Below are 23,893 nucleotides of genomic sequence, written 5' to 3'. Positions count from 1 at the left end.
GGCGGTGCTGGCGCATGCGCGGTCGCGCCGGTTGCGACCGCGCTCCGGCACAATGGCGCGGCCATGCCCGACGCCACCGCGGACTTCCGCCTCTACCACTCCAACGCGCTCGACGTGCTCGCTTCGCTGCTGGCCCATGCGCTGCGCGAGCCTGCGCCCGGGCAGCCGCTGCTGGCCGCCGATACGGTGCTGATCCCGCAGGTGGCGATGCGGCGCTGGCTGCAGTCCACGCTCGCGGCCGAGTACGGCATCGCCGCCAACCTGGAATTCCTCACCCCCGGCGAGTTCGTCGCGCGCGCGCTGAAGGAAAACGTGCCCGGCGAGCAGGACGACCTCGGCGCCGCCGGACTGCACTGGCGGCTGTATGCCGCGCTGAACGACGAGGCGACGATGCGGCTGCCGGCGCTGGCCGGGCTGCGCGCCTGGCTTGATCGCGACGATCCGCTGCGCGCGTGGTCGCTGGCCGCCGAGCTGGGCGGCGTGTTCGAGAAGTACCAGGCCTGGCGCCGCGACTGGCTGCTGCGCTGGGAGGGCGGCGCCGATGCCGACGACCCGCAGGCGATCCTCTGGCGCCGCATTGCCGGTGGCCACCAGCATCGTGCGCGCCGCATCAACGACTACCTGGCGCGCTTCGAGGGCGCCGGCCAGCCGCTGCCGCGCGGCCTGCCGTCGCGGCTGTTCGCCTTCGCCACGCTCAACGTCTCGCCCGACGTGCTGCGGGTGATCGCCACCCAGGCGCGGGTCGGCACGCTGCACTTCTACCTGCCCACGCCCACCCGCGCCTACTGGGGCGACCTGCAGACCCTGTCCGAGCGCCTGCGCGGCGGCATGGACGATCCGTTCGGCAGCGCCGCCGGCGAAAACCCGCTGCTGCAGGCCTGGGGCGCGGCCGGGCGCGATTTCATGGCGGTGCTGGGCAGCTACGAAGTTGTGCACCCGTCCGGCGAGATCGCCGCCTATGCCGACCCGGAACAACGCACCGGCAGGTCACTGGACGAAGGCGGCCTGCGCGACAGCCTGCTGCACCGGCTGCAGGCCGACCTGTTCCACCGCCGCGCGCTGCCGCCGGCGCCGCTGCGCCCAGCGCTGCGGCTGGACGACCCCAGCGTGCAGATCCACGCCTGCCATACCCGCCTGCGCGAGATGCAGGTGCTGCACGACCAGCTGCGCGCGCTGCTGGATGACCCGCGCTTCGACCCGCCGCTGCAGCCGCGCGAGATCGCGGTGCTGGCGCCGGACATCGACCCTTACGTGCCGTACCTGGAATCGGTGTTCGGCGGCCGCGGCGCCGGCGAGGGCCATATCCCGTGGGCGCTGGCCGACGCCAGCCCGCTGCAGGGCGAACCGCTGGCCGAGGTGTTCGTGCAGCTGCTGGGCCTGCCGGTGTCGCGCTTCGGCCTCAACGAGATCCTCGACCTGCTTGCCAGCCCGCCGCTGGCCGCGGCCGCCGGGCTGGACGCGGCCGCGTTCGAGCGCCTGCACGGCTGGCTGCAGGCCGCCGGCGCGCGCTGGGGACTGGATGCCGCGCATCGCGGCCAGCACCAGGCGCCGGCCGACGATGCCTGCACCTGGCAGTTCGCGCTGGACCGGCTGCTGCTCGGCCATGCCAGCGGCAGCGACGACGACCTGGCCGGCGTCGCGCCGTGGCCGGAGCTGGAAGGCAGCGCGCTGGCCGCGCTCGATGCGCTGATCCGCCTGCTGCGGGTGCTCGCCCGCCACCAGAAGACGCTGGCCGAGGCGCTGGCGCCCGCGCAGTGGCGCGAACGCCTGCTCGGGCTGCTGGATGCGCTGCTGCCGGAAACCCCGGCCGAGCCCTCCACCCAGCGCGCGCTGGAGCGCCTGCGCAAGCTCGCCGACGAATTCGCCGAGGAAGCCGGCAAGGCCGGTTTCGACGCGCCGGTGCCGGCCGAGGTGGTGCGCGCGCATTTCGCGACGGTGCTGTCCGAAGCCGATACCCGCGCGCCGCTGCTCACCGGCGGCGTCAGCTTCGGCCGCATGGTGCCGATGCGGCTGCTGCCGTTCCGCGCGATCTGCGTGCTGGGCCTGGACGATGGGGACTTCCCGCGCCGCGACCCGGCCGCGGGGCTGAGCCGGCTCACCGCCGAACTCGGCACCGCGCGCCGCCGCCACGGCGACCGCTCGCTGCGCGAGGACGACCGCTTCCTGTTCCTGCAGCTGCTGGCCTCGGCGCAGGAGGTGTTCTACCTGAGCTATCTCGGCGCCGATGCGCGCGACGGCAGCGTGCGCGAGCCTTCGGTGCTGGTCAGCGAGCTGATCGACGCAGTGGCCGCCTGCCACGCCGATCCGGCGGCCGCGCGCAGGGCCATCGTCGTGCGCCATCCGCTGCAGCCCTTCGCCCCGGCCGCGTTCGGCGGCGACGGCGAGCCGCGGCGGTTCAGCTATCGCCGCCAGTGGCATCCGGCGGCGGGCGCGGTTGGTGGGCAACGCCAGCCGCTGGCGCCGTGGTCGGCCGGCGAACTGGCCGCGCCGCTGCCGGACGTCCTGCAGGAACCGACCCTGTCGCTGGATGCGCTGCGCCGTTTCCTGGCCGACCCGGCCGGGCAGTTCCTGGAACAGCGGCTGGGCCTGCGCCTGGGCGGCGGGATCGAGGCCAGCGACGACATCGAACCGCTGGTGCTGCCCGAACGCGGCCGCGAGCATTCCTCGCTGCAGCAGCAGGTGCTCGCCGCCCTGCTGGAAGGCCGCGGGCAGGGCCTGTACGAGCGCCTTCGCGCGCGCGCGCTGCTGCCCTCCGGTGCGCTCGGCCGGCAGCAGTTCGAGCAGCTGCTGGGGCGTATCCGGCCGTGTGCGGAGACGTTCGCGCACTGGTACGACGGCGCGCCGCTGCAGTCGCAGCGGCTGGAAGTGGCGATCGACGGCATCACCGTGCACGGCCGCATCGCACAGATTCATCCACAGGGCCTGGCGCGCCTGCAGGCCGGTGCGCCGGGCGTGGCCTGGGTGCTGCGCAGCGGGCTGGACTGGCTGCTGGCCAATGCCGCCGGCATGCAGCAGCCGTTGCTGCAGTTCATCGAGGATGGCGATGGCAGCTTCGGCCCGCACGTCCTGCCGCCGCCGCCCGTCGCACAGGCCAAGGACGCCCTGAAAGCCTTGCTGCAGCTGCGTTCGCAGGGGCTGCAGGCGCCGTTGCCATTCGCCCCCTATACCGGCTGGGCGATCTACAACGCCGATCCGGACAAGCGCGAAAAAGCCGCGCGCGAGAAGTGGTACGGCAGCGAACGCAGTTGGGGCGAGCGCGACGGCGAAGCCCTGCAACTGGCCCTGCGCGGCGCCGATCCGTTCGCCGACGCGGCCACTACCAACAGATTTATCCACAACAGCCTGTCGATATTCACCGCGCTGCGCGAGGGCCGGGTACTGGCCCGGACGGAGGTGCAGGCATGAACGCCGCCGCGCCCGTGGCCGACCCGTATCTCGACCTGCCGCTGGACGGCCTGCGCCTGATCGAGGCCAGCGCCGGCACCGGCAAGACCTTCACCCTGGCCACGCTGTTCACCCGGCTGGTGGTCGAACAGGGCCTGCGCATGGGCCAGATCCTGGCGGTCACGTTCACCGACGCGGCGACGCAGGAACTGCGCAAGCGCATCCGCGAGCGCCTGGACCTGGCCGCGCGGCTGGCGGACACCGCGCCGGCCGAAGGCGACAGCCCGGAAGCCGTGCTCACCCGCGCCATCCTGCACCGCCACCTGCAGCAGGGCGCGGAAAGCGCCGCGCAGCTGGCCCGGCGCCTGCGCATCGCCGCCGAGGAAACCGACCTGGCGGCGATCTTCACCATCCACGGCTTCTGCACCCGCGTGCTGGGCGAACACGCGCTGGAGAGCGGCCACAGCTTCGCCGCGCCGGAACTGCTGACCAATACCCGCCAGCTGCATGCCGGACTGGCCGCCGACCTGTGGCGCCTGCATGCCGGTCGCGGCGAGTCGCTGGAAGCGCTGCTGGGCCTGTGGAAAACCCCCGAGGCGCTGGCCGCCGACCTGCCGGTGCTGGTCGCCGACCTGCCGCTGCTGCCGGCATTGCCGCCGGCGCCGCTGGAAGAGGCCCGCCCGCTGCGCGACGCCGCCGCCCGGCGCCTGGCCGAAGGGCTGGCCACGCACGGCGAGGCCTACCTGCAGCAGCTGCGCGCCGCGCTGGAAGGCGGCGTGCTCAACAAGGCCAGCTACAAGGCCGACTGGATCGAGCCGCTGTTCCAGCAGCTGCTGCACTGGGCGCGCCATCCCGATCCGGCCGCCGCGCTGGACGAGCGGCTGGAGCGGCTCACCCTGGAAGCACTCACCGCCAAGACCCTCAAGGCCAGGGCCGGCAGTACCCCGGTCTCGCCGCTGCAGCCGTTGATCGCCGATTACGTGCAGGCATTGGCCCGCTTCCACGCCTGGCGCCGGCAGCAGTCCATCGTCCTGCTGCACCAACTGCGCGACGAAGCCCGCCAGCGCCTGGCGCGGCACAAGCTGCAGTACCGGGTGCAGACCTACGACGACCTGATCGACGGCGTGCACGCCGCGCTGGACGGCGAGGGCGGCGCCACGCTCGCCGCGAGGTTGCGCGCGCAGTACCGCTTCGCCCTGGTGGACGAATTCCAGGACACCGACCCGCGCCAGTGGGACATCTTCCGCCGCGTGTTCGCCGAGCCGGCCGGGGACGCCGCGCTGTTCCTGATCGGCGACCCCAAGCAGGCCATCTACGGTTTCCGTGGCGGCGACGTGCATACCTACCTGCAGGCGCGCGAGCGGGCCGCCGAGGCGCCGCGGCTGGCGCACAACTTCCGTTCGCGCCCGGCGCTGCTGCGCGCGATCGACGCGCTGTACGCCAACGCCGGCGAACAGGCCTTCCTCGACCCGCGCATCCGCTTCGAGCCGGTGCAACCGGGCAGCAAGCGCAGCGACGCCGACTACCTGCTCGACGGCGTCCCGGCCCCGGCGCTGACCCTGCACCTCATCGACGCCGACGACGAAGGCAAGCCGCTCAAGGCCGACGACTCGCGCCACGCCGCCACCCTGGCCTGCGTGGCCGACATCCACCGCGTGCTGTCCGCCGCGCGCGAGGGCAAGGCCTTGATCGGCGGCCGCCCGGTGCGCCCGGGCGACATCGCCGTGCTGGTGCGCTCGCACCGCGAAGCCACGCGCATCCAGCAGGCCCTGGCCGCGGTCGGCATCCCGGCGGTCGCGGCCGGCAAGCACAGCCTGTTCTCCACCGCCGAGGCGCACGAACTGCGCCTGCTGCTGCTGGCCCTGCTGCAGCCGGCCGACGAAGGCCGCCTGCGCGCGGCGCTGGCCACCGTGCTGCTGGGCGAAAGCGCCGCCGCCATCGCCGCGATGGAACACGAAGGCCAGCGCCAGCGCTGGCACCAGGAACGCCTGCTGCAATGGCGCGAACGCTGGCAGCGCGGCGGCGTGCTGGCGATGCTGTCGGACCTGTGCGCCGGACAGGCCGAACGCCTGCTGGCGCTGGTCGACGGCGAGCGCCGCCTGACCAACTACCTGCAGCTGGGCGAACTGCTGCAGGAGGCCGGCACCCGCAGCATCGGCCTGCATGGCCTGCTCGACTGGCTGCAGGCGCGCATCGCCCATGCCGACGACGGCGACGAGACCCAGCTGCTGCGCCTGGAATCGGACGCACACCGGGTCCAGGTCATCACCCTGCACAAGAGCAAGGGCCTGGAATACCCGCTGGTCTACCTGCCCTTCGTCGGCATCGACGGCCGCGCGCCGGACACCGACGCGCACCGGACCGTGCACGACGGCGCGCAGCGCGTGCTGCACTGGAAGATCGACAAGGACGCCGAGGACTGGAAGGCCGTCGGCCAGCAGGCCGCCGCCGAGGACGCCGCCGAGACCGCGCGCCTGCTCTACGTCGGCCTGACCCGCGCCGAGCACGCGCTGTGGATCGCCGGCGGCGCGCTGGCCGGGCTGCCCGGCTCGCGGCTGGGGCCGATGCTCGGCGACATGCAGCGCCTGGCCGCGCACCCCGACATCCGTATCGTCGAAGGCGGCGTGGACGCGCTGCCGGCACGGCTGCCGCCCGAGCGCGACGCGGTGCTGCCGCCGGTGCGCAGCGTGCGCCGCGCGCTGTCGCAGGACTGGTGGGTCTACAGCTTCACCCAGCTCGCCCATGCCGAGGCCGGCCACGACACCTCGGCCGCCGCCACCGAAGACAGCGGCGGCGCCGCCGACGAACCGGCGCAGACCGAAGCAGAAGCCGTGCAGGATCCGGCCGCGGCGCAGGAAGCCTTCGATCCGCGCTTCGCCGGCAGCCGTTTCGGCAACGTGCTGCACGCCGCGCTGGAGAACACCGGTTTCGGCGCCTGGAGCGGCTGGCGGCCCGGCGACGGCGCGCCCGAAGGGCAGGCCGAGGTCATCGCCCGGGCGCTGCGCGCCGAAGGCTATGCCGGGGCCGACATCGACGATGGCGTGGCCGTACTCACCGCGCTTGTCGGCCAGACCCTGACCGTGGCCCTGCCCGAAGGCGGCGCGCTGCATTCGCTGGGCGCCGGCGAGTGCCGCGCCGAAATCGAGTTCCACTTCGCCATGCAGCCCACCGCGGTGCCGGCGCTGCTGCGCGTGCTGCACGCGCACGGCGTGGTGCGCGGCCGCCACGGCTTCGGCGCGCGCGGCCGCCTGGAAGGGCTGATGACCGGCAAGATCGACCTGACCTACGTGCGTGATGGCCGCTGGTACGTGCTCGATTACAAATCCAACCGCCTGCCCGGCTACGCCCCGGCGCAGCTGGAGGCGGCCATGCGCCACAGCGAGTACGACCTGCAGGCGCTTATCTACACCGTGGCGCTGCACCGCTGGCTGCGCTTCCGCGTGGGCGAGGGCTACGACTACGCGCGCGATTTCGGCGGCATCCGCTACCTGTTCTGCCGTGGCCTGGACGCGACCCGCACGCCGTCGCCCGGCCTGTACGCGCATCGCTTCGAGCCGGAACTGGTGCACGCGGTGGACGCGCTGTTCGCCGGCGGCGATGAAGCGCACGCCGCCCTGCTGGCGCGCGTGGGAGGCCGGGCATGAGCCTGCTGGCCGCGCTCACCAAGGCCGGCGCGCTGCGCGCGCTCGACCACGCGCTGGCGCAGAGCCTGCGCCGCCTCGATCCGGAAACGCCCGACGCCGTGCTCGCCGCCGCCGCGCTGGCCTCGCTGGCCGTGGCCCAGGGCCATGCGGGTTTCGACCCGGACCAGCCCGCGCGGCTGGTCGAGACCCCGCTCCCGTGGCCCGAGCCGCAGGCGTGGATCGCGCAGCTGCAGGCCTCGCGCTGGGTCGCTACGCCCGATGACGGCAGCCTTGAGGCCGCACAGGCGCCGCTGGCCTGGGAACACGGCCTGCTGTACCTGCGCCGCTACCGCGAATACGAGCGGCGGCTGGCGCTGGGCCTGCAGCGCATCGGCCGGGCGCCGCTGGAGGCGGGCGATCCGGCGGCGCTGGCGCCGTTGTTCGCGCAGCTGTTCCCCGGCCACGCGGACGCCGCGCCGCACACGCCGGCCGCGCAGGGCGACCTGTTCGCGCAGGCGCCTGCCGCTGCCGCCGCGGATGCTTCCGTCGCCGGCGACCAGCAGGCCCGCGCCGCCGCGCTGGCGCTACGCCACGCGCTGCTGCTGGTGACCGGCGGGCCCGGTACCGGCAAGACCACCACCATCGCGCGCCTGCTGGTGCTGCTGGCTGCGCAGGCCCATGCCGCCGGCCGCGCGCCGCCGCGCGTGGCGCTGGCCGCACCCACCGGCCGCGCCGCCGAGCGCATGGCCGAAAGCCTGCGCAACGCCGTGCAGAAACTGCCGCAGCTGGGCGTGGACGCCGCGCTGTGCGCGCAGCTGCCGACCGCCGGCACCACCCTGCATCGCCTGCTCGGCGTGATCCCGGATTCGCCGCGCTTCCGCCACCACGCCGACAACCCGCTGCCGTACGACACGGTCGTGGTCGACGAGGCGTCGATGATCGACCTGCCGCTGATGGCCAAGCTGGTCGAAGCGGTGGCCAGCGGCACCCGGCTGGTGCTGCTCGGCGATCCGGACCAGTTGCCGTCGGTGGAAGCCGGCGATGTGCTCGGCGCCATCCTGCGCGCCACCGGCGACGGCACGCGCATCGCGTTGGACGACGCGCAGGCATTGCAGGCGCTGCTGGGAGGACTACCGGCGGAGAGCATCGCCATGCCGTCGAGCGGTTTCGCCGGCACCCGCGTGCAGCTGCAGCGGGGTTACCGGCAGAGCGAGGCGCTGCAGCTGGCGCCGCTGGCCGCGGCGATGCGCGAGGGCGATGCCGCACGCGCGCTGTCGCTGCTGCGGGACGGGCACCTGCCCGGCGTGCATTTCCACGAGAACGAGGACGACCCGCTGCAGGCCTGGCGCGAACCGCTGCAACGCTACTGGGACGCGCTGGCCGCCGCGCCGAACCCGGCGCAGGCGCTCGCCCTGGCCGGGCGCCTGCGCCTGCTCACCGCCGTGCGCGAAGGCCCGCAGGGCGCGCGCGGGCTCAACGCGCGCATCGAGGACCTGCTCGGCGGCGCGACCCCGCGCGGCGGCGCCCCGGCCCATTTCCACGGCCGCCTGCTGCTGATCACCGAGAACAGCTACCGTCACCGGCTGTTCAACGGCGACGTCGGCATCTGCCTGCGCGAGGACGACGGCGCTGCGCGCGGCATCACCGCCTGGTTCCCCGGTGACGACCCCGACGATCCGCGCCCGTTCCATCCGGCGGCCCTGCCCGCGCACGAAAGCGCCTTCGCCATGACCGTGCACAAGGCGCAGGGCTCGGAGTTCGACGAGGTCTGGCTGCAGCTGCCGCGCCGCGACAACCGCGTGCTCAGCCGCGAGCTGCTCTACACCGGCATCACCCGCGCCCGCCACGCCCTGCATGTGGCCGGCGATGCGGCGGTGATCGAAGCGGCGCTGTCGCGCCACGCCAGCCGCCTTTCCGGCCTTGCCCAGCGTCTGGGCCATCTGTAGGAGCGCAGTTCACTGAGCGATGAAGCTGTCCCAGCGAAGCCACATCGCGCAGTGGACCGCACTCCTGCAAACGATCATTCGGATTCCGCCACGGTGCATGAGGCACTGCGTTCCGCTCCCCATGACGACCAGCGTTCATCTGCCTGCGAACTGGCAACCGGCAGTGATTTCCTGGCCGAGGCTGGGCGGCGTCATGCCGGCATCTCTACGTCAGGGAAAACAATCCCCTGCGGTGAGATGCGTGGCTATCTGGAGCATCGGATGAAGGGGTATGCCCCCCGCGTCCAGCGGTTCGCAAGCCAGCGAGGCAGGGAGGCGGCGCAACATGCTGAAGCCGCACTCGAACACGGCTCTCAGCTACCGGATCAACAGGAAGTGACGGGGTGAATCGAGCGATGCGCAGGCCGGTTCACCGTCCCAGATACTGCTCGGCATAGAAACCGCGCAGGAAGCTGTCGATGTCCTCCGCGCTCATTCCGCCGCCCTCCCTGCGCACGTCGGCCACGGCCTTGCGGTACTGCCCGGTTTGCCTGAACGCCTGGAACTTCCGCTCGCGCCAGGCACGGAACTGTTCGGCATCCATCGACAGCGCCTCGACCACGCTGCCTTGGGCGATGCGGTAGACGCGGTAGTGCGCGTAGGTGGAGCCGTAGCCCATGTGCACGTAGTCGACCAGGCGCCCGTCGGGAATGATCAGCGCGCCGCTGTACCAGGTGGCGGCCACCGGGGCACCGCCAGGAAACAGTCTGGACAGCAGGTCGACGCTGCTCGATTTCTCGCTTTCACGGTCGTACAGGCGCACCTCGACCTTGCGCAGCAGCAGCCGGTCGCCGTCGATCGCCCAGTGCGCGACATAGCCGCGCCAGTTGGCGGTGCTGCGCGAGACGTTCCCGGGCAGGAAGTCGCGGCGGTCGCGCAGCTGGCTTTCCAGCGGATTGGTGTTGAGCGCGTACTCGCGGCCTTCGATGAGGATGCGGTCCGCTACCTGCGCGGTCGCACCCGCGGTTCCGGCCAGCACCAGCAGCAGGCCCGCCAGCAGCATGCGCATCGCCAGGTTCATCGCTTTCTCCGTGGTCATCGTCACCGTCGAAGTTACCGGTCTGCGTCCGCACCTGTCGCCCATGGCGCGCGTTCGAGGCCTGCAGCAAGGTAGTCGATCAGCGCCTGCACGCGCGCCGGGCGGCGCAGGCCCGGCGGGGTGACGATGTGCAGCGCGATCGGCTCCACCTGCCAGTCGTCCATCGCTGTTTCCAGGCGGCCGTCGCGCAGGTCTTCCCAGACCATGAATTCCGGCTGCAGCGCCAGCCCAAGGCCGTCGCGCAACGCGCCGGCGAACACTTCCGCGTTGTTGGCCTGCAGCTGGCGTGGCACGGTCTGCGCGAACTCGCCGTGGCGATCGTGGCGGAAGCGCCAGGCGTTGCCGCCGCGGGTGTAGCTGTACTGGAAACCGCGATGGCGGGCGAGGTCGCGCGGATGCTTCGGCCTGCCGTGTTCGGCGAAATACGCCGGCGCGCCCACCAGCAGGATGCGCACCTGGCACAGGCGCCGCGCGCGCAGGCTGGAATCGGCCAGGGTGGAAATGCGCAGCGCCATGTCGAAGCGCCCGGCCACCAGGTCCGCCTGCGCGTCGCTGAGCTGGACGTCCAGTTCCACGTCCGGATGCTGGCGCATGAACGCCGGCAGCAGCGGCGCCAGCTGCGCCACCCCGAACGACATCGGCGCGGCCACCCGCACCAGTCCGCGCAGCGTGGTCGAGCGGTCGGCGACCTCGGCCTCCACCGCCTCGCCCTCGTCGAGGATGCGCGCGGCGCGCTCCAGCGCCGACTCGCCCGCCGCGGTCAGCGACATGCGCCGCGAGGTGCGGTGGAACAGCGTGGTGCCGATGCGCGCTTCCAGCCGGGTGATGGCCTTGGACACGGTGGCCTGCGACAGCCCCAGCGCTTCGGCCGCCCGCGCGAAGGAACCGGCCTCGGCGACCTTGGCGAAGATGGCCCAGGCTTCCAGATCGGGCAGTTGGCTCATGGGGAGGGCCGCAGGGGGAGGGGGAGATCATTGCATAAACGGAAAGAATGTCTTTTCAATCCTTCCATTCCGGATGCAAAGGCGCATGCCTAGACTGGCCCCCATCGCAACCACCCACGCAGGAGAACGCCATGATCGAGCGTCGCCCGTTTGCAAGCCTTGGCGGAGCCAACCACGGTTGGCTGGATGCCAGGCACCACTTTTCCTTCGCCGAGTACCGCGACCCGGCGCGCGTCCACTGGGGTGCGCTGCGGGTTTGGAACGACGACACCATCCAGCCCGGCACCGGCTTCCCGCCGCACCCGCACGCCGACATGGAAATCGTCACCTACGTCCGCGAAGGCGCCATCAGCCACCAGGACGACCAGGGCAACAAGGGCCGTACCGAGGCCGGCGACGTGCAGGTGATGAGCGCCGGCACCGGCATCCGCCACGCCGAGTACAACATGGAGCCGGGCGTGACCCGCATCTTCCAGATCTGGATCATTCCGGACGCGCGCGGCGGCGCGCCGGCGTGGGGCACCAAGCCCTTCCCCAAGGGCGAACGTTCCGGTCGCTTCGTCACCCTGGCCAGCGGCATCTCGGGCGATGACGACGCCCTGCCGATCCGTGCCGATGCGCGCGTGCTGGGCGCGTCGCTGAAGGCCGGCGAGAGTGCGGAATACCACTTCAGCGACGCCACCCGCCATGGCTACCTGGTGCCCAACACCGGCAGGGTGGAGGTGAACGGCGTGCTGCTCGATGCCCGCGATGGCGCGGCCATCACCGGCGAAAGCAGCATCACCCTGCGCGCGCTGGAAGACACCGAACTGGTGCTGGTGGATACCGCCGCCTGAGCGGCAGGACTACCTGGGAGTGAATGACACAAAGGCGCGGGCGACCGCGCCTTTGTGGTGTCCGCGGGCGTGGGCCGGGCACGGGAACGGCGCAGGCGTCGGTGGTGTTCCGGCAAAGACCGGACATGCCCCGCGTTGCCGCCATGGATCTACGCCGGGATGCTTCCGGCGCCACGCGGGTGCTCCTTGGCATGATGTGCGGGCACAGATGGACCACCGCGCCCGTTGGCGACGACGGATCGGAAGCGATCAAGCTGCGCAGGGCATTGGAAACCGGAAGAAGCAGCGGGCGATCCCACGATCCGTGCGGGGCGCCACATGCGGCGGCTCCGGTTGCCGCCATACTGCGCGCTGGCCGGCCACGATACCGCGACGACATGCGCGACCTGCTCTACTACTCGCTGCTGCTCCTGCTGGGATTTGCCTGGTACAGGTTCGGGCAGAAGCAGCTGCGGAAAGCGCCATTCGACGAGAACGGCGCACCCACCCAGGGGTTGGTCGGGCCGGTGGGGTTCCTGATGAGCATCGGTGTGGCGGGCGCCTTCCTGTTCGCCATCGTGCGCGCGCTGGCGCGGGGCGAAATAGCCTGCGTCGGCAAGGGCTGCGCCGGGCAGGTATACACCCTGGCCGCCAATGCCAGCGCTTACTGGGCCAATGTCCTCTTCCTGGTGTGGCTGGTGCTGGCGCTGGCCTATGCGCTGTACGTGACGTTGAAGATCTGGTTCCGCAAATGATCCATTGCGTGCCTGCGTTGCAGGAGCTCGAAGGCGCGCGGGCGCGGCCTCCGGAGCCAGCATCCGGGCACGCAGACACCCGAGTGGCGGCACCTGGCGATACGTGCCCGGATTGCCGCTCTTGCCAACCAGGAGCATCGGTCATGCAGGCCAAAGGCGAGTTCGACATCACCCGCGTTCCACAGGAATCACTGGACGTCGGCGGCGGCGCGGACGTCGGCCATGTCCGTTTCGACAAACGCTTCCATGGCGCGCTGAACGCCACCAGCGTGGTGCACATGCTGGCGGCGATGTCGCCGGTGTCCGGCTCCGGCGCCTATGTCGCGCTCGAACGCATCGAGGGCACGCTCGATGGCCGCCGCGGCAGCTTCCACGCCCAGCACAACGGCGTCATGGACCGCGGCACGCCCCGCCTCGACCTCACCGTGGTGCCCGACAGCGGCACCGGCGAGCTGGCCGGCCTGCACGGCCGCCTGGCCATCGACATCGTCGACGGCAGACACCACTACACCTTCGATTACGGCTTCCGCGACACCTGAGGCCGCCGGAAAACCAGGCCCGGCGGGATGCGTGAGGAAGACCGCGGCGACGGCAGACCTTTCCCCCTCAATGCGTCCTGTGCGCCGCATAGGTTCCCGCACCGCGGATCAGGTCGAATCCCGCGATCGTGCCGTCATCGTCCCGCCCGAAGCGGATGCTCATGTCCTGGGCGGTCATGAAAAAGGAATCCCCCGACTCGCGGAACAGCTCCATCCGTCCCGCGCCGAACAGATCGCTCTGGAAGTAGAGGCGTCCGCCCTCGGCGACGACGTGGGCGGGCTGGTCGAGCAGCCGATAGTCACCGGCCAGCAGCCGGTTGGTCGCCGCGTCGGTGGGAATCGCGGTCTTCTCTACCACCTGGAACTCGGGCCAGCCGTACTCGGCCGCGATGCTGCACAGGATCTCGTCGATCAATGCGGCGCCGTTGATGCTGTTGGTCATGACCACGACGCCCTGCCCGGAGCGGGTATAGCCGTAGAGCTGGGAGCGGAACCCCTCGGTGCCCCCGCTGTGGCTGAAGCTGGTGCGGTCGCCCAGGTGCTCGACGAAAAAGCCCAGGCCGTACTCGCCCAGGCCGCGCGTCAGCATGGTCGACACCATGTCGCGCGACAGGATCCTGCCGGGTCCGCCCGCCTCGGCCCGCTGCACTTCCAGGATCACCTGCGCCAGGTCGCTGGGGGTGCTCCACAGGCCAGCGGCGGCGGATTCGGGGTACAGGCGCCAGCGGCCGGCGAGGGCCTGGCCGGCACCGTCATGGGCCGAGGCCGCCTGGCTGGCCGCTCCTTCCGGTAGTGGCACGGCATAGGTGCTGTGCGTCATGCCCAGGGGCTGCAGGACCGCGGTGTCCAGGTACCGCTCGAACGGTTGTCCGCTGGCCTCGGCCACCATCAACTGGACGATGCTGTAGCCGCCACCGGAATAGCGCCAGGCGCTTCCGGGCGCGATATCGACCCGGACCGGCTCCGAGTTCGCCGGTGCGATGCCATCGAGCACCTGCAGCAATGTGGGCAACGGCTGGCCCGGCGCGTAGCCGTTGTAGCCGTGCACCGTCACCCCGGCGCTGTGGTTGAGCAGCCGGCGCAGGTTGATCGTGCCGGCGCGGGTGAACGCGTTCTGCGGAATCTCCCACGACGCCAGCTGGTCGTTCGCATCCGCCTCCAGCGAGAGCCGGCCCTGCTCGACCAGGTGCAGCGCGCCCAGGGCGCTGAGCGGCTTGCTGATGGAGCCGGCCTGGAAGAGCGTGGTGGGGGTGACGGGCCGCTGGTTGGCGGCATCGACCACGCCGTAGGCACGCGCCCACGCGATCCGGCCCTGGTCGATGAGCGCGATGCTGACCGCCGGCACCCGGTGGAAGGCCATGCGTTCTTCCAGCGCCATCTTCCGCTCCGGCGAACCCTTGACCACGATGCGCGTGGAGAGCCCCTGCTCGACCCTGGAAATGCGTGCCTGGAGCGCGGATGCCGGCGTCGCGGCGGACGTGGACGCCGGTGCCGAATGGGCAGCAGCGCACAGGCTCCACAGCAGGAGTGCCGTGCAGGACAGCAACGCAGGGTTCTTCATGGACGTTCTCGCCATCGTGGCAGGCAGGCCGGGGACCGGAAGCAGTATGAAGAACATGCCTCGGGTGATGTGACAACCCGGGACATGGGGGTGGGCAGGCGGCCGCCCTATTTTTTCCTGCGTCCGCCCGTGCGCGCGGGTCTGCGCGGACTGGCCGCGCCATCGGCGTCGCTGCCGGCGGCCGCGCTGCCGCCGAGCTGCTCCAGCCACGACAGCGCATCGGTATAGGCGACGAAGTGCTGCAGGTAGTCCGGGCAGACCTCGCGCATCAGCGCCATTGCGCGGTAGGTGAGCACGCTGGAATGCAGCGGGCCGGCGTCCTCGGGCAGGCCGTCCAGGCATTGGCGCAGCAGGCCATCGATGCGGATGCGGGTCCACAGCTGCTGGAATTCGTCCAGCACCGGCATCGGCGCGGCGAGATCGGCGGCGGGCGTGGCGTCGCCGGTTTCGCGTGGCGGCAGCGTGGCGGCGACCTGTACGGGCGCATCCGGTCGCGGTGCAGTGCCGAACTGGTCCAGCAACGGCTTCAGCAGGCTGTCGCCGGTGCCACGCGGGAGTTCCATCGCCTGCGGGCGCGGCGGCAGCGCGGCATAGGCATCGGCCAGTTCACGCAGGCGCGCTTCCAGGCGTTGCCGCACGGCGCCGTCGTGGCGCGCCGCGCGCTGCGCCAGCGCGGTCATCAGCGCGAAACGCAGCGGATCGATGCGATCGGCGCCGTGCCGGCGCCAGTCCTCGAGCCGCGCGTGGATGTCGCCGGCTTCAGTGGGCATCGGCCTTGCCGCCGGACTTTTCATTGGACGTGTGGCGCGGGATCGGCGCGATCTCCACGCGGCGGTTCCTGGCGCGGCCGGCCTCGTCGTCGTTGGAGCTCACCGGCTGCTCGGCACCGAAGGCGGCGGCGAACACCGACGACGACGGCACGCCGTCGGCGATCAGGGTGCGGGTGACGGTGAGCGCGCGCGCCGCCGACAGCTCCAGGTTGTCGGCGAAGCGGGCGTTGGCCGCGCGCACCGGCTGGTTGTCGGTGAAGCCGCTGACCATCAGGATCTCATCGCGCGCGGACAGGTAGTCGCGCAGCGGCCCGGCGATGCTCTGCAGCAGCTCGCGGCCCTCGGGCTGCAGCTGGTCGGAGTTGAGCGCGAACAGCACGTTGCCGCTGATGCCGATGCGGCCGTCGATCACGGTCACGCGGCCGGCGGCCAGCGGCGCGGCCAGCGCCTGTTCCAGTGTCTTCAGCCGCGCGGCCTCGGCCTGGCGCTGCTTCACCTCCTCGTCCAGGCGGTTGTGCAGCAGCAGCTGGATGCCGATGACGCTGGCCAGGATCAGCACGAACGCGCCCAGCAGCACCGACATCAGGTCGCCGAACGCGGCCCAGGTGGTGGCGCTGGATTCGGCGTCGAACTCGATCTCGTCGCTCATGCGGCGCCGGCTCCGTCGCGCGCGCCGGCCAGCTGCTGCAGTTCGCCGATGATCTGCTTCTGCGACAGCATGCTCAGCTCGATCACCTCGCGCGCCTGCGCCACGTAGTAGGCGAGCTGCTCGTCGCTGCGCGCCAGCGATTTCTCCAGCGCCGATTCGATGCCCTGCAGGCGTTCGTTCAAGGTCTCGGTGGACTGGCCGAACGCCTGCACCGCGCCGCCGAACGCCTCGCCCAGGCTCGCCACTTCCAGCGCGCTGCCGGTGACGTGCGCGGCGGCGTCGTCGAGCTTGCCGGCCTCGCTTTCGACCTGCGCGGTGAAGCGGCTGCCGACGCGCTCCAGCAGTTCGGCCGAGGTGGAGACCAGCGCGTCGATGGCGCCGCGCTGCTCGGTGGATGCATGGTTGACCGCGTCGAGCAGGGTCTGCACGGTTTCCAGCAGGCGCCCGCGTTCTTCCAGGGTGGCGGTGTCGCGCACCATGCTGTCGGACAGTTTCTGGCGCAGCTCGGCGACCACTTCGGCCGCGGCGCGCGGCGCCTCGGACGCGGTGGCGACCAGCCGTTCGATCTCGGCCAGGGTGTCGCGGGCCTGCGCCTGTGCCTGCGCGTGGATCGCCTGCGTGGTCTGCGCCAGGGTGTCGCAGACCTGCTGCTGCTGCGCGGCGACCTGTGCGCTGCTGTGCTCCCAGCGCTGGCCGAACTCGCCGGTCAGCTGGGCGAAGGCATCGCGCCACTGCGCCAGGCGCTCGGCATCACGCGCCTGCAGGGCGTCCTGCAGCTCGCCGTGCGTGCGGTGCAGCGCTTCGATCATCGCGTCGCTGCGCTGGGCGAAGGTCGCGGCCGCTTCGGTCAAGGCCTGCGCGTTGCCGGCGATGCCGTCCAGCGCGCCGCCGGCCGCGGCCTGCAGCTGCGCCGCGACGTCGCCCGCGGTGCGGGCCAGCGCGTCGCAGACCTGCTGCTGCTGCTGCGCGACCTGCGCGCCGTTGCGCTGCCAGCTTTCGTCCAACGTGGCGAGCATGGCCGCCAGCGACTGCGACCACTGCGCCAGCCGCTGCTCGTCGCGCGCGGCCAGCGCCGACTGCAGTTCGCCATGCGACTGCTGCAGGGTATCGACCAGGGTGCGTGCGTGCTGGTCGAAACGGGCGGAGGCGGCGACCAGCGCCAGCTCGTTGCGCTGGGCCAGCGCCTCGTGCGCTTCGTGCTGGCGGACCAGCGCGCTGTTCCAGGTCTCGGCGGTGCGGGCGGTGCTGTCCTCCAGCCGCGCCGCCACGCCATCGACCAGCGCGGCCGAGCGCTGCTCGAAGGTGCCGGCGAACTGCTGCAGCGCCTGCTGCAGACCATCGGCCAGCGCGGTATTGCCGCGCTGCTGTTCGGCGACGGCGGCATTCCAGCTGTCGCGGGCGGCGCTGGCCGCACCCTGCACGGCGCTGTCCAGGCCGTCGAGCTGCGTGCGTACCGCCTGCTCGATGGCGGCCTGCAGTTGCGCGGATTTCCCGGCCAGCCCGGCCATGGTGGTGTCCACCACCGGCTGCAGGGCGGCGCCGACGGCATTGGCCTGCTGGGCGATGCCCTCGCGCAGCGCCTGCTGCAGCGAGGCGGCCAGCTGCGTCCACGCGGCTTCGCTGCGCTGGTGGAATTCCTGCTGGCTGGATTGCAGGCGTTGGCCGGCATCGTGCTGCTGGCGTTCCAGCGTCCCGGCCAGGGCCTGCAGGCGATCGACCAGCGCCGGCATCAGCGCGTTCTGTTCCTGCAGCAGGCGGAAGGTTTCGCGCTGCTGCGCCGACGGCGACAGGTGCCCCAGCTGCGCGGCGATGCCCGCGTCCAGCTGCTGCACGGCCTGCGCGCGTTCGCGGCGCAGCAGCGCCGACAGCAGGCCCAGCGCCGCCGAGGTGGCGACGCCGGCGATCGAAGTGCCGAAGGCAAAGCTCAAGCCCTTGACCGGCGCGGCCAGCGAGCTGCGGATGGCGTCCAGGTCGCTGGCGCTTTCCAGCGCCAGGCCGGTGCCGCGCAGGGTCGCCATCATGCCGAGCAGGGTGCCGAGCATGCCCAGCAGCACCAGCAGGCCGACCAGGTACGGCGTCAGCGCGGGCGCGGGCAGGCCGACGCGCTCACCGATGATGCGCAGGCGCACGCCGCTGCGCAGGCCCGGCTGCAGCCGCGACAGCCAGCCGTCGAGGTTGCCGGCGGCTTCGCCCAGCGACGGCAGCGCCTGCACCAGCGTGGCGGTGGCCTGCCGGTAGCGCAGCAGTTCGACGGCGCCGACCAGGTAGCAGGTGGCGATCAGCGCGGCGACGGCGGCGGCCAGCGGGTGGCTGCCGAGGTAGCCGATGCCGATCCAGCACACGGCCAGCAGGCCGGCAAGGAACACGACGGGAGCGATGAAGGTTCTGGACATGGAGATGCGGTTACCGGGTGCGCAGCGCTGCGAGCAGGCCGTCGATGGGGTGGAAGCGGACGTCCAGTTCGGCCAGCAGCGCGATGCGCATGTCCTGGCGGAACCGTGCCAGCCAGGGGCCGGTGGCGGGAGCCGCGGAGGTGTCGTCCGGCGTATCGGCGCCGGTGGGATCGTTGGTGTTCGGGGCGCCGGCATCGCGCAGGCGCTGGTAGTGCAGGCCGAGCAGGCCGGGGACCACGGCCAGCAGCGCCTGTTCGCGCGGGCTGAGCGTGGCTTCCATCACCGCATCGACCTCGGCCAGCCGCGCCTTGGTGGGCGACTGCAGCGCCAGCATGTCGCGCAGGCGGCCGCGCAGCAGGCCGGTGGTCGCCTGCATCGCGCGCTGCGCGGCCAGACAGTGCTGGCGGTAGGGCAGGTAGCCGGGGTCGATGCCGGCGGCGCTGGCATCCTTGCGCCTGGGCGCGGACAGGTCGATGTCGGCCTCGATCGTGTCCAGCAGCGCCTGCCGCAGGCGCGCGCATTCGGCGTCCTGGGCGTCGTCGAAGCCGGCGCCCGCTTCGGCCCCGGGCAGGCGGTTGTCCAGCGCGCGCGACAGGGTGATGGCGCGGTTCCAGTCAAACCACTGCGCCAGCCGCTCGGTCAGCACCGGCGGCGTGCGCGGGAGATCGGCGGCGCTGAAGCGGGCCAGCAGGCGAATGAACGCCGGGCCCAGGACGGGCGCCCGTGTTGAAGCTTTCGCCATGGGTCCTGACTGGGAAAAACCGCGGATTTTACACGGCAACGGATGCCGGGGCCGGCACGCGATGGCATGCGGCATGTTGTCGCAGTATTGTTAATCATTCGCATTTGTTACAATTCGGCGCGTCAGCCGCTGCGACAGCAGTCAGCCAACTCCTTCTCCCACGATCCAGGTTGGCTGCATGTCCTCTCATCTCCCCCGTTCCGTCTGGCGGCCGGCTTCGCTGCCGCTGGCCATCGTTCTGTCCCTGGCCTCGTCCGCCGCGCTCGCCGACGAGGCGCCCGCCGCCGATGACGCGCGCACGCTGGATGCGGTGCAGGTCAATGCCTACCGCGTCACCACGCATACCTCGGGCGCCACCAAGACCGATACGCCCATCGCCGAAACCGCCAAGTCGGTGTCGGTGATCGCCCGCGAGGAGCTGGATGCGCGTGGCGTGGTCAACCTCAACGAAGCGATGCGCTATGTCGCCGGCGTGGTGCTGGAAAGCTCCGGCTCGGACAACCGCTACGACGACTTCCGTATCCGCGGCTTCAACGCCGGCAGCGAAAGCGGGCAGATGACCGTGGACGGCCTGCGCGCTCCGCCGCCGGGCAGCGCATGGAACCGCGGCAAGATCGACACCTGGAACATCGAGCGCGTCGAAGTGCTGAAGGGCCCGTCGGCGGTGATGTACGGCCAGGTCGCTCCCGGCGGCATGGTCAACCAGGTCAGCAAGACCCCGGAGCCGGGCCAGCGCCAGGTGCTGCAGCTGGGCGTGGACGGCCACGGCACCTGGAGCAGCGCGTTCGACGTGGGCGCGGGCACGGAGGACGGCCGCCACCTGGCCCGCCTGGTCGGCCGCTACGCCGACGGCGACACCCAGATCGACACGGTCAAGCAGAAGCACTGGTTCCTGGCGCCCAGCTACACCTTCCAGGTCGCCGACAAGACCCGCCTGACCCTGCTGGGCTACTACCAGAAGGACGAGGGCGGCAGCACCTACCAGTTCCTGCCGATGGACGGCACCCTGATCCCGACCCGGTACGGCTACATGAAGAACACCACCTTCATCGGCGAGCCGGAGTTCGACACCTGGAATGCCACCGTCTGGCACGCCGGCTGGCTGTTCGAGCATGCCTTCAACGAGCACTGGACCTTCAACCAGAGCGCGCGCCACATGCACGTGGACTCGCTGTACCGCGGCATCGTCACCAATGGTGCGCTCAATGCCGATGGCCGCACCCAAGCGCGCCGCCAGGCCTCCGGCCTGGGCGATGCCGATACCGACGGCATCGACAACCGCCTCGTCGGCAAGTTCAGCACCGGTGCGGCCGAGCACACCCTGCTGCTCGGTGCCGACTGGCGCCACGGCGACCAGACCGGCAGCCGCCTGCAGGGGCCGCGCGCGACGCCCACCGACCCGCGCAACCCCAAGCCGATCGACATCTTCAACCCGGTCCATACCGGCCTGCCGGCGGGCTTCCCCGACAGCATCGGCCTGAGCGGCGGCAAGACCTCCCAGACCGGCGTGTATGTGCAGGACCAGATCGCGCTGGACAAGTGGCGCCTGGCCTTCGGAGGCCGCTATGACTGGTTCAAGGACGAGTCCTGGAGCCAGTCCTGCACCGGTGCCGGCACCTGCCAGCCACGTTCGGCCACGACCAGGCTGAAGAACGAAGCGTTCAGCGGCAACGCCGGCGTGCTGTATGCCTTCGACAGCGGTTTCTCGCCGTACCTGAGCTATGCGGAGTCGTTCGAGCCTTCGACCCGCACCGCGCTGGACAGCTTCGACGGCAAGGCCTTCGACCCGACCCGCGGCAAGCAATGGGAAGTGGGCGTGAAGTACCAGCCGGCCAGCTTCGACGGCCTGTTCACCCTGGCCGCCTACGACCTGCGCAAGAAGGACGACACCATCCCCGATACCGACCACGGCAACGTCTGCGGTGCCGGCGGCATCACCGCCTGCTACATCAGCGCCGGCGAAACCAGGGTGCGCGGCGTCGAACTGGAAGCACGCATCACTCCGCTGGAAGGCTTCAGCGTGATCGGCGCGCTGTCGCGGATGGATTCGGAGCTGGTCAAGAGCGGCACCGTGTGGGAAGGCAAGGACCTGGCGATGGTGCCGGACTGGATGGGTTCGCTGTGGGGTGACTACACCTTCCAGTCGGGCGCCCTGGAGGGCTTCAGCCTCGCCACCGGTCTGCGCTATTACGGCCCGACCCTGATCGTCGGCAGCAGCCTGGGCACCATCACCTCCGGCTATCCGGAAAACATCCCCTCCTACACCCTGTGGGATGCGGCGATCCGCTTCGACCTGTCGCGGGTGACCGACGCCAACGTGATGCTGTCGCTGAACATCGGCAACATCGCCGACAAGCGCTACGTCACCACCTGTACCGGCACCTCGTCGTGCTGGTACGGCACCGGCCGCACCATCACCGCCAACGCCCGCTGGTACTGGTAAGGCAATGCCGGTGCCACGCGTGCCATCACGGCACCGCTGGCACCGGCGCGCCATGACGGAGATCGCGCCATGACCCTCCTGCTCGCCATTCTGGCGGCTGCTTCCGGCACCGCCGCGGCGCTGCTGGCCTATCTCGCCTCGCCACAGCAGCAGTGGCGGGCGGCGGGGCCCTGGCCGTCGCGCCGCCGCGGGTGGCCCGGTGCGGCCTGCGCGCTGGCGTCGCTGCTGGCGATGCTGCGCGTGCTGGCGCCGATGGAGGCCGTCTTCGCCTGGGCGGTGCTGCTGATGTTCGTCTGGTCGCTGGCGCCCTTCCTGGGCGCGTGGCGGGCGCGCACGCGCGCACGGGGGCCGGCATGAGCGGCACGCGGACGCGGCTGCAGAGCCGGCACTGGTTCGGCAAGACCACGGCGGGCGTGGTGCTGGGCTATGCGCTGTCGGTCGCGCTGAGCGGGGTGATCGCCCTGCTCACGCCGGGCGGCCTCGCCGGCGAGGGCAAGCTGCAGTTCAACATGTGGATGATCGCGCCGCTGTGGGCCACGGTGCTCGGTTTTGTATTCCTGTTCCGCGACGGCCGGCGCGCCTGGTCGTGGCTGGGTGCGGCGACGCTGGCGGCCTCCGGCCTGCTGGCGTTGCTGAAGGCGTGGTTGGGGTGAGGCGGGCATGAAGATCGGCAGCGACATCATCAAGGTCTACAAGGATGTGCACATCTGGATCGGCATCGTCTGCGGGCTGATGCTGTTCATCGCGTTCTACGCCGGCGCGATCACCATGTTCGAGAAGCCGCTGGAGCGCTGGGCCACGCCGCCCTCGGGCCTGGCCGCCGCACCGCCGCTGCGCGATGCCGAGACGCTGCTGGCCGCGGTGCTGGCCGTACATCCGCAGGCCGCCCGGCGCCATTCGATCATCATCGAGCCCTCGCCCGACCAGCCGGCGCGGGTGATCTGGGCCGAGCGCGGGAAGCGGCCGCGCGAGCTGATCGAGTACGGGGCCAGCTTCGCTCCCGACGGCAGCCTGCAGACGGAGAAGCTGCGCAAGGCGAGCGCGGCCGGCCTGGTCGACCGCATGCATCAGTTCGTCGGCCTGCCGCTGCCCGATGCCGTGGCCCGCATCGTCATGGGCGCGGTGGCGCTGGCCTATGCGGTGGCGCTGCTGTCCGGGCTGGTCGTACTGCTGCCGACGCTGGCCAAGGACGTGTTCGCGTTGCGCATCGGCAAGAACATCAAGCGCATGTGGCTGGACGCGCACAATGCCTTGGGCATCTTCAGCCTGCCGTTCCACCTGGTGATCGCGCTCACCAGCGTCGGCTTCGCCCTGCATACGCCGTTCTACGCTACCCAGGCCAAGGTGCTGTACGGCGGCCAGCTCGACTGGGGCGAGCATGCGCCGCCGCCGGCCGGCGATGCGCCGCTGCCCGCGCAGGAGTTGCTGGCTCGCGTCCAGGCGCAGCTGCCGGGCTTCGACGTGCATGCCTTCACCTTCCAGGAAAACCGCCAGGGCCAGGCCGAGGCCAGCGTCGTCGGTCTGGACGTGCGCCGCGGCGCGCGCGGGCGCACCTGGATGCAGGCCGGGCTGGACCCGTACAGCGGCACCGTGGACACCCACGACCTGCCCGGCCACATGGACGGATGGAGCGAGGCGGTCAATGCCTTCTTCGCCCTGCACTTCGGCAGCTACGGCGGCAACGCGGTGCGCTGGCTGTACGTGCTGATGGGGCTGGCGGGCGCGGCGCTGTTCCATACCGGCAACGTGCTGTGGATCGAATCGCGGCGCCGGAAGCAACGCGGCGTGGAAACGGTGCCGCAGAAGCGTTCGGCATGGGCGCTGGGCTGCCTGACCAGCGGCGTGACCCTGGGAAGCGTGGCTGGCATCTCGGCCACGCTCGCCGCGGCCAAATGGTTGCCGGCGCAGGTGCAGGACCTGGCCGGGTGGCACCAGGCCATCTACTACGCGGTGTTCTCCGCCTCGGTGGCCTGGGCCTTCCTGCGCGGACCGTCGCGCGCCGCGGTGGAACTGCTGTGGGCGGGCGCGGCCTTCACCCTGGCCATTCCGCTGTCGAGCCTGGCGGGCCTGTGGGGCATCGGCGGTACGTGGAGCCACCCGGGCAGCTGGCCCGTGGACGCGACCGCGCTCGCCGCCGTGCCGGTGATGCTGCATATCGCCCATCGCACCCGACTGCGGATGGAGCGGGGCCACACCGACAGCGTGTGGGCGCGGGCGGCAATGGAGCCGGCACGCACGGTTTGAACGGAAC

General features: G+C 71.4%; 17 protein-coding genes. 10 read left to right on the top strand and 7 right to left on the bottom strand.

Annotated features, from left to right (window positions below; all coding sequences use genetic code 11):
* Positions 1-63 precede the first annotated feature (63 nt).
* From recC to recD, 3 genes are read left to right on the top strand one after another with little or no spacing between them, the layout of a single operon-like run.
* The gene (recC, locus tag ABB22_RS13565; protein WP_055768753.1) at positions 64-3,405 is read left to right on the top strand and encodes an exodeoxyribonuclease V subunit gamma; all 3,342 of its coding nucleotides are present in this window, start codon (positions 64-66) and stop codon (positions 3,403-3,405) included.
* Entirely contained in the window at positions 3,402-7,028 is a 3,627-nt protein-coding gene (locus ABB22_RS13560; RefSeq protein ID WP_055768756.1) for a UvrD-helicase domain-containing protein, read from the top strand. Before recC ends, ABB22_RS13560 begins: the two co-directional genes overlap by 4 nt.
* On the top strand, positions 7,025-8,953 hold the full coding sequence (recD, locus tag ABB22_RS13555; RefSeq protein WP_055768759.1) for an exodeoxyribonuclease V subunit alpha: 1,929 nt from the start codon (positions 7,025-7,027) through the stop codon (positions 8,951-8,953). Before ABB22_RS13560 ends, recD begins: the two co-directional genes overlap by 4 nt.
* A gap of 409 nt (positions 8,954-9,362) precedes the next feature.
* Here recD and ABB22_RS13550 read toward each other — a convergent pair whose 3' ends face one another.
* Both ABB22_RS13550 and ABB22_RS13545 read right to left on the bottom strand, forming a co-directional pair.
* Positions 9,363-10,031 (bottom strand): hypothetical protein, encoded by a 669-nt coding sequence (locus ABB22_RS13550; protein ID WP_152984180.1) that lies wholly within the window; start codon positions 10,029-10,031, stop codon positions 9,363-9,365.
* 14 nt (positions 10,032-10,045) lie between these two features.
* Positions 10,046-10,975, bottom strand: a complete 930-nt coding sequence (locus ABB22_RS13545) for a LysR family transcriptional regulator (RefSeq protein WP_055768766.1) — start codon at positions 10,973-10,975, stop codon at positions 10,046-10,048.
* A 131-nt stretch (positions 10,976-11,106) separates the two neighbouring features.
* Here ABB22_RS13545 and ABB22_RS13540 point away from each other — a divergent pair, with 131 nt between their 5' ends.
* The 3 genes from ABB22_RS13540 to ABB22_RS13530 all read left to right on the top strand — a co-directional run bounded on the left by ABB22_RS13540 (position 11,107) and on the right by ABB22_RS13530 (position 13,084).
* Positions 11,107-11,811 (top strand): pirin family protein, encoded by a 705-nt coding sequence (locus tag ABB22_RS13540; RefSeq protein WP_055768768.1) that lies wholly within the window; start codon positions 11,107-11,109, stop codon positions 11,809-11,811.
* 377 nt (positions 11,812-12,188) lie between these two features.
* Positions 12,189-12,545, top strand: coding sequence for a hypothetical protein (locus ABB22_RS13535; RefSeq protein WP_055768771.1), 357 nt, complete (start codon positions 12,189-12,191; stop codon positions 12,543-12,545).
* A gap of 143 nt (positions 12,546-12,688) precedes the next feature.
* On the top strand, positions 12,689-13,084 hold the full coding sequence (locus tag ABB22_RS13530) for a DUF3224 domain-containing protein (RefSeq protein WP_055768774.1): 396 nt from the start codon (positions 12,689-12,691) through the stop codon (positions 13,082-13,084).
* Positions 13,085-13,151: 67 nt separating this feature from the next.
* On the opposite strand, the gene ABB22_RS13525 is transcribed toward ABB22_RS13530, so the two are convergent.
* The 5 genes from ABB22_RS13525 to ABB22_RS13505 form a co-directional block, all read right to left on the bottom strand.
* Positions 13,152-14,645, bottom strand: a complete 1,494-nt coding sequence (locus ABB22_RS13525; RefSeq protein WP_082443590.1) for a serine hydrolase domain-containing protein — start codon at positions 14,643-14,645, stop codon at positions 13,152-13,154.
* 107 nt (positions 14,646-14,752) lie between these two features.
* Positions 14,753-15,415, bottom strand: coding sequence for a DUF2894 domain-containing protein (locus tag ABB22_RS13520; RefSeq protein WP_055768778.1), 663 nt, complete (start codon positions 15,413-15,415; stop codon positions 14,753-14,755).
* Positions 15,405-16,064, bottom strand: coding sequence for an OmpA family protein (locus tag ABB22_RS13515; RefSeq protein ID WP_055768781.1), 660 nt, complete (start codon positions 16,062-16,064; stop codon positions 15,405-15,407). Before ABB22_RS13515 ends, ABB22_RS13520 begins: the two co-directional genes overlap by 11 nt.
* Positions 16,061-18,457: a DUF802 domain-containing protein gene (locus ABB22_RS13510; RefSeq protein WP_055768783.1), complete on the bottom strand. Its 2,397-nt coding sequence runs from the start codon at positions 18,455-18,457 to the stop codon at positions 16,061-16,063. Before ABB22_RS13510 ends, ABB22_RS13515 begins: the two co-directional genes overlap by 4 nt.
* A 10-nt stretch (positions 18,458-18,467) precedes the next feature.
* A complete protein-coding gene (locus ABB22_RS13505; RefSeq protein ID WP_055768786.1) occupies positions 18,468-19,199 on the bottom strand; it encodes a DUF3348 domain-containing protein in 732 nt (243 codons plus the stop codon).
* A gap of 178 nt (positions 19,200-19,377) precedes the next feature.
* Between ABB22_RS13505 and ABB22_RS13500 the strand changes: the two genes are divergently transcribed.
* The 4 genes from ABB22_RS13500 to ABB22_RS13485 all read left to right on the top strand — a co-directional run bounded on the left by ABB22_RS13500 (position 19,378) and on the right by ABB22_RS13485 (position 23,886).
* A complete protein-coding gene (locus tag ABB22_RS13500) occupies positions 19,378-21,642 on the top strand; it encodes a TonB-dependent siderophore receptor (RefSeq protein ID WP_055768788.1) in 2,265 nt (754 codons plus the stop codon).
* A gap of 69 nt (positions 21,643-21,711) precedes the next feature.
* On the top strand, positions 21,712-21,999 hold the full coding sequence (locus ABB22_RS13495) for a hypothetical protein (protein ID WP_055768791.1): 288 nt from the start codon (positions 21,712-21,714) through the stop codon (positions 21,997-21,999).
* A complete protein-coding gene (locus ABB22_RS13490) occupies positions 21,996-22,295 on the top strand; it encodes a hypothetical protein (RefSeq protein WP_055770239.1) in 300 nt (99 codons plus the stop codon). The genes ABB22_RS13495 and ABB22_RS13490 overlap by 4 nt, the downstream gene beginning before the upstream one ends.
* A 7-nt stretch (positions 22,296-22,302) precedes the next feature.
* Positions 22,303-23,886 carry a PepSY-associated TM helix domain-containing protein gene (locus ABB22_RS13485; RefSeq protein ID WP_055768793.1) on the top strand — a complete coding sequence of 528 codons (1,584 nt, stop codon included), beginning with the start codon at positions 22,303-22,305 and terminating at the stop codon, positions 23,884-23,886.
* The last annotated feature ends 7 nt before the right edge of the window (positions 23,887-23,893 follow it).

Source organism: Stenotrophomonas nitritireducens (genome assembly GCF_001431425.1).
In the GTDB taxonomy this organism is placed as follows: domain Bacteria; phylum Pseudomonadota; class Gammaproteobacteria; order Xanthomonadales; family Xanthomonadaceae; genus Stenotrophomonas; species Stenotrophomonas nitritireducens.
This window is presented reverse-complemented; position numbering and strand designations above follow the sequence as displayed.

Excerpts from the sequence above, each read along its gene's own strand:
- recD (WP_055768759.1), top strand. The coding sequence starts at position 7,025 with ATGAGCCTGCTGGCCGCGCTCACCAAGGCCGGCGCGCTGCGCGCGCTC.
- ABB22_RS13550 (WP_152984180.1), bottom strand. The coding sequence starts at position 10,031 with ATGACCACGGAGAAAGCGATGAACCTGGCGATGCGCATGCTGCTGGCG.
- recC (WP_055768753.1), top strand. The coding sequence starts at position 64 with ATGCCCGACGCCACCGCGGACTTCCGCCTCTACCACTCCAACGCGCTC.
- ABB22_RS13515 (WP_055768781.1), bottom strand. The coding sequence starts at position 16,064 with ATGAGCGACGAGATCGAGTTCGACGCCGAATCCAGCGCCACCACCTGG.
- ABB22_RS13505 (WP_055768786.1), bottom strand. The coding sequence starts at position 19,199 with ATGGCGAAAGCTTCAACACGGGCGCCCGTCCTGGGCCCGGCGTTCATT.
- ABB22_RS13535 (WP_055768771.1), top strand. The coding sequence starts at position 12,189 with ATGCGCGACCTGCTCTACTACTCGCTGCTGCTCCTGCTGGGATTTGCC.
- ABB22_RS13490 (WP_055770239.1), top strand. The coding sequence starts at position 21,996 with ATGAGCGGCACGCGGACGCGGCTGCAGAGCCGGCACTGGTTCGGCAAG.
- ABB22_RS13495 (WP_055768791.1), top strand. The coding sequence starts at position 21,712 with ATGACCCTCCTGCTCGCCATTCTGGCGGCTGCTTCCGGCACCGCCGCG.
- ABB22_RS13510 (WP_055768783.1), bottom strand. The coding sequence starts at position 18,457 with ATGTCCAGAACCTTCATCGCTCCCGTCGTGTTCCTTGCCGGCCTGCTG.
- ABB22_RS13525 (WP_082443590.1), bottom strand. The coding sequence starts at position 14,645 with ATGAAGAACCCTGCGTTGCTGTCCTGCACGGCACTCCTGCTGTGGAGC.
- ABB22_RS13485 (WP_055768793.1), top strand. The coding sequence starts at position 22,303 with ATGAAGATCGGCAGCGACATCATCAAGGTCTACAAGGATGTGCACATC.
- ABB22_RS13560 (WP_055768756.1), top strand. The coding sequence starts at position 3,402 with ATGAACGCCGCCGCGCCCGTGGCCGACCCGTATCTCGACCTGCCGCTG.
- ABB22_RS13520 (WP_055768778.1), bottom strand. The coding sequence starts at position 15,415 with ATGCCCACTGAAGCCGGCGACATCCACGCGCGGCTCGAGGACTGGCGC.
- ABB22_RS13540 (WP_055768768.1), top strand. The coding sequence starts at position 11,107 with ATGATCGAGCGTCGCCCGTTTGCAAGCCTTGGCGGAGCCAACCACGGT.
- ABB22_RS13500 (WP_055768788.1), top strand. The coding sequence starts at position 19,378 with ATGTCCTCTCATCTCCCCCGTTCCGTCTGGCGGCCGGCTTCGCTGCCG.
- ABB22_RS13545 (WP_055768766.1), bottom strand. The coding sequence starts at position 10,975 with ATGAGCCAACTGCCCGATCTGGAAGCCTGGGCCATCTTCGCCAAGGTC.
- ABB22_RS13530 (WP_055768774.1), top strand. The coding sequence starts at position 12,689 with ATGCAGGCCAAAGGCGAGTTCGACATCACCCGCGTTCCACAGGAATCA.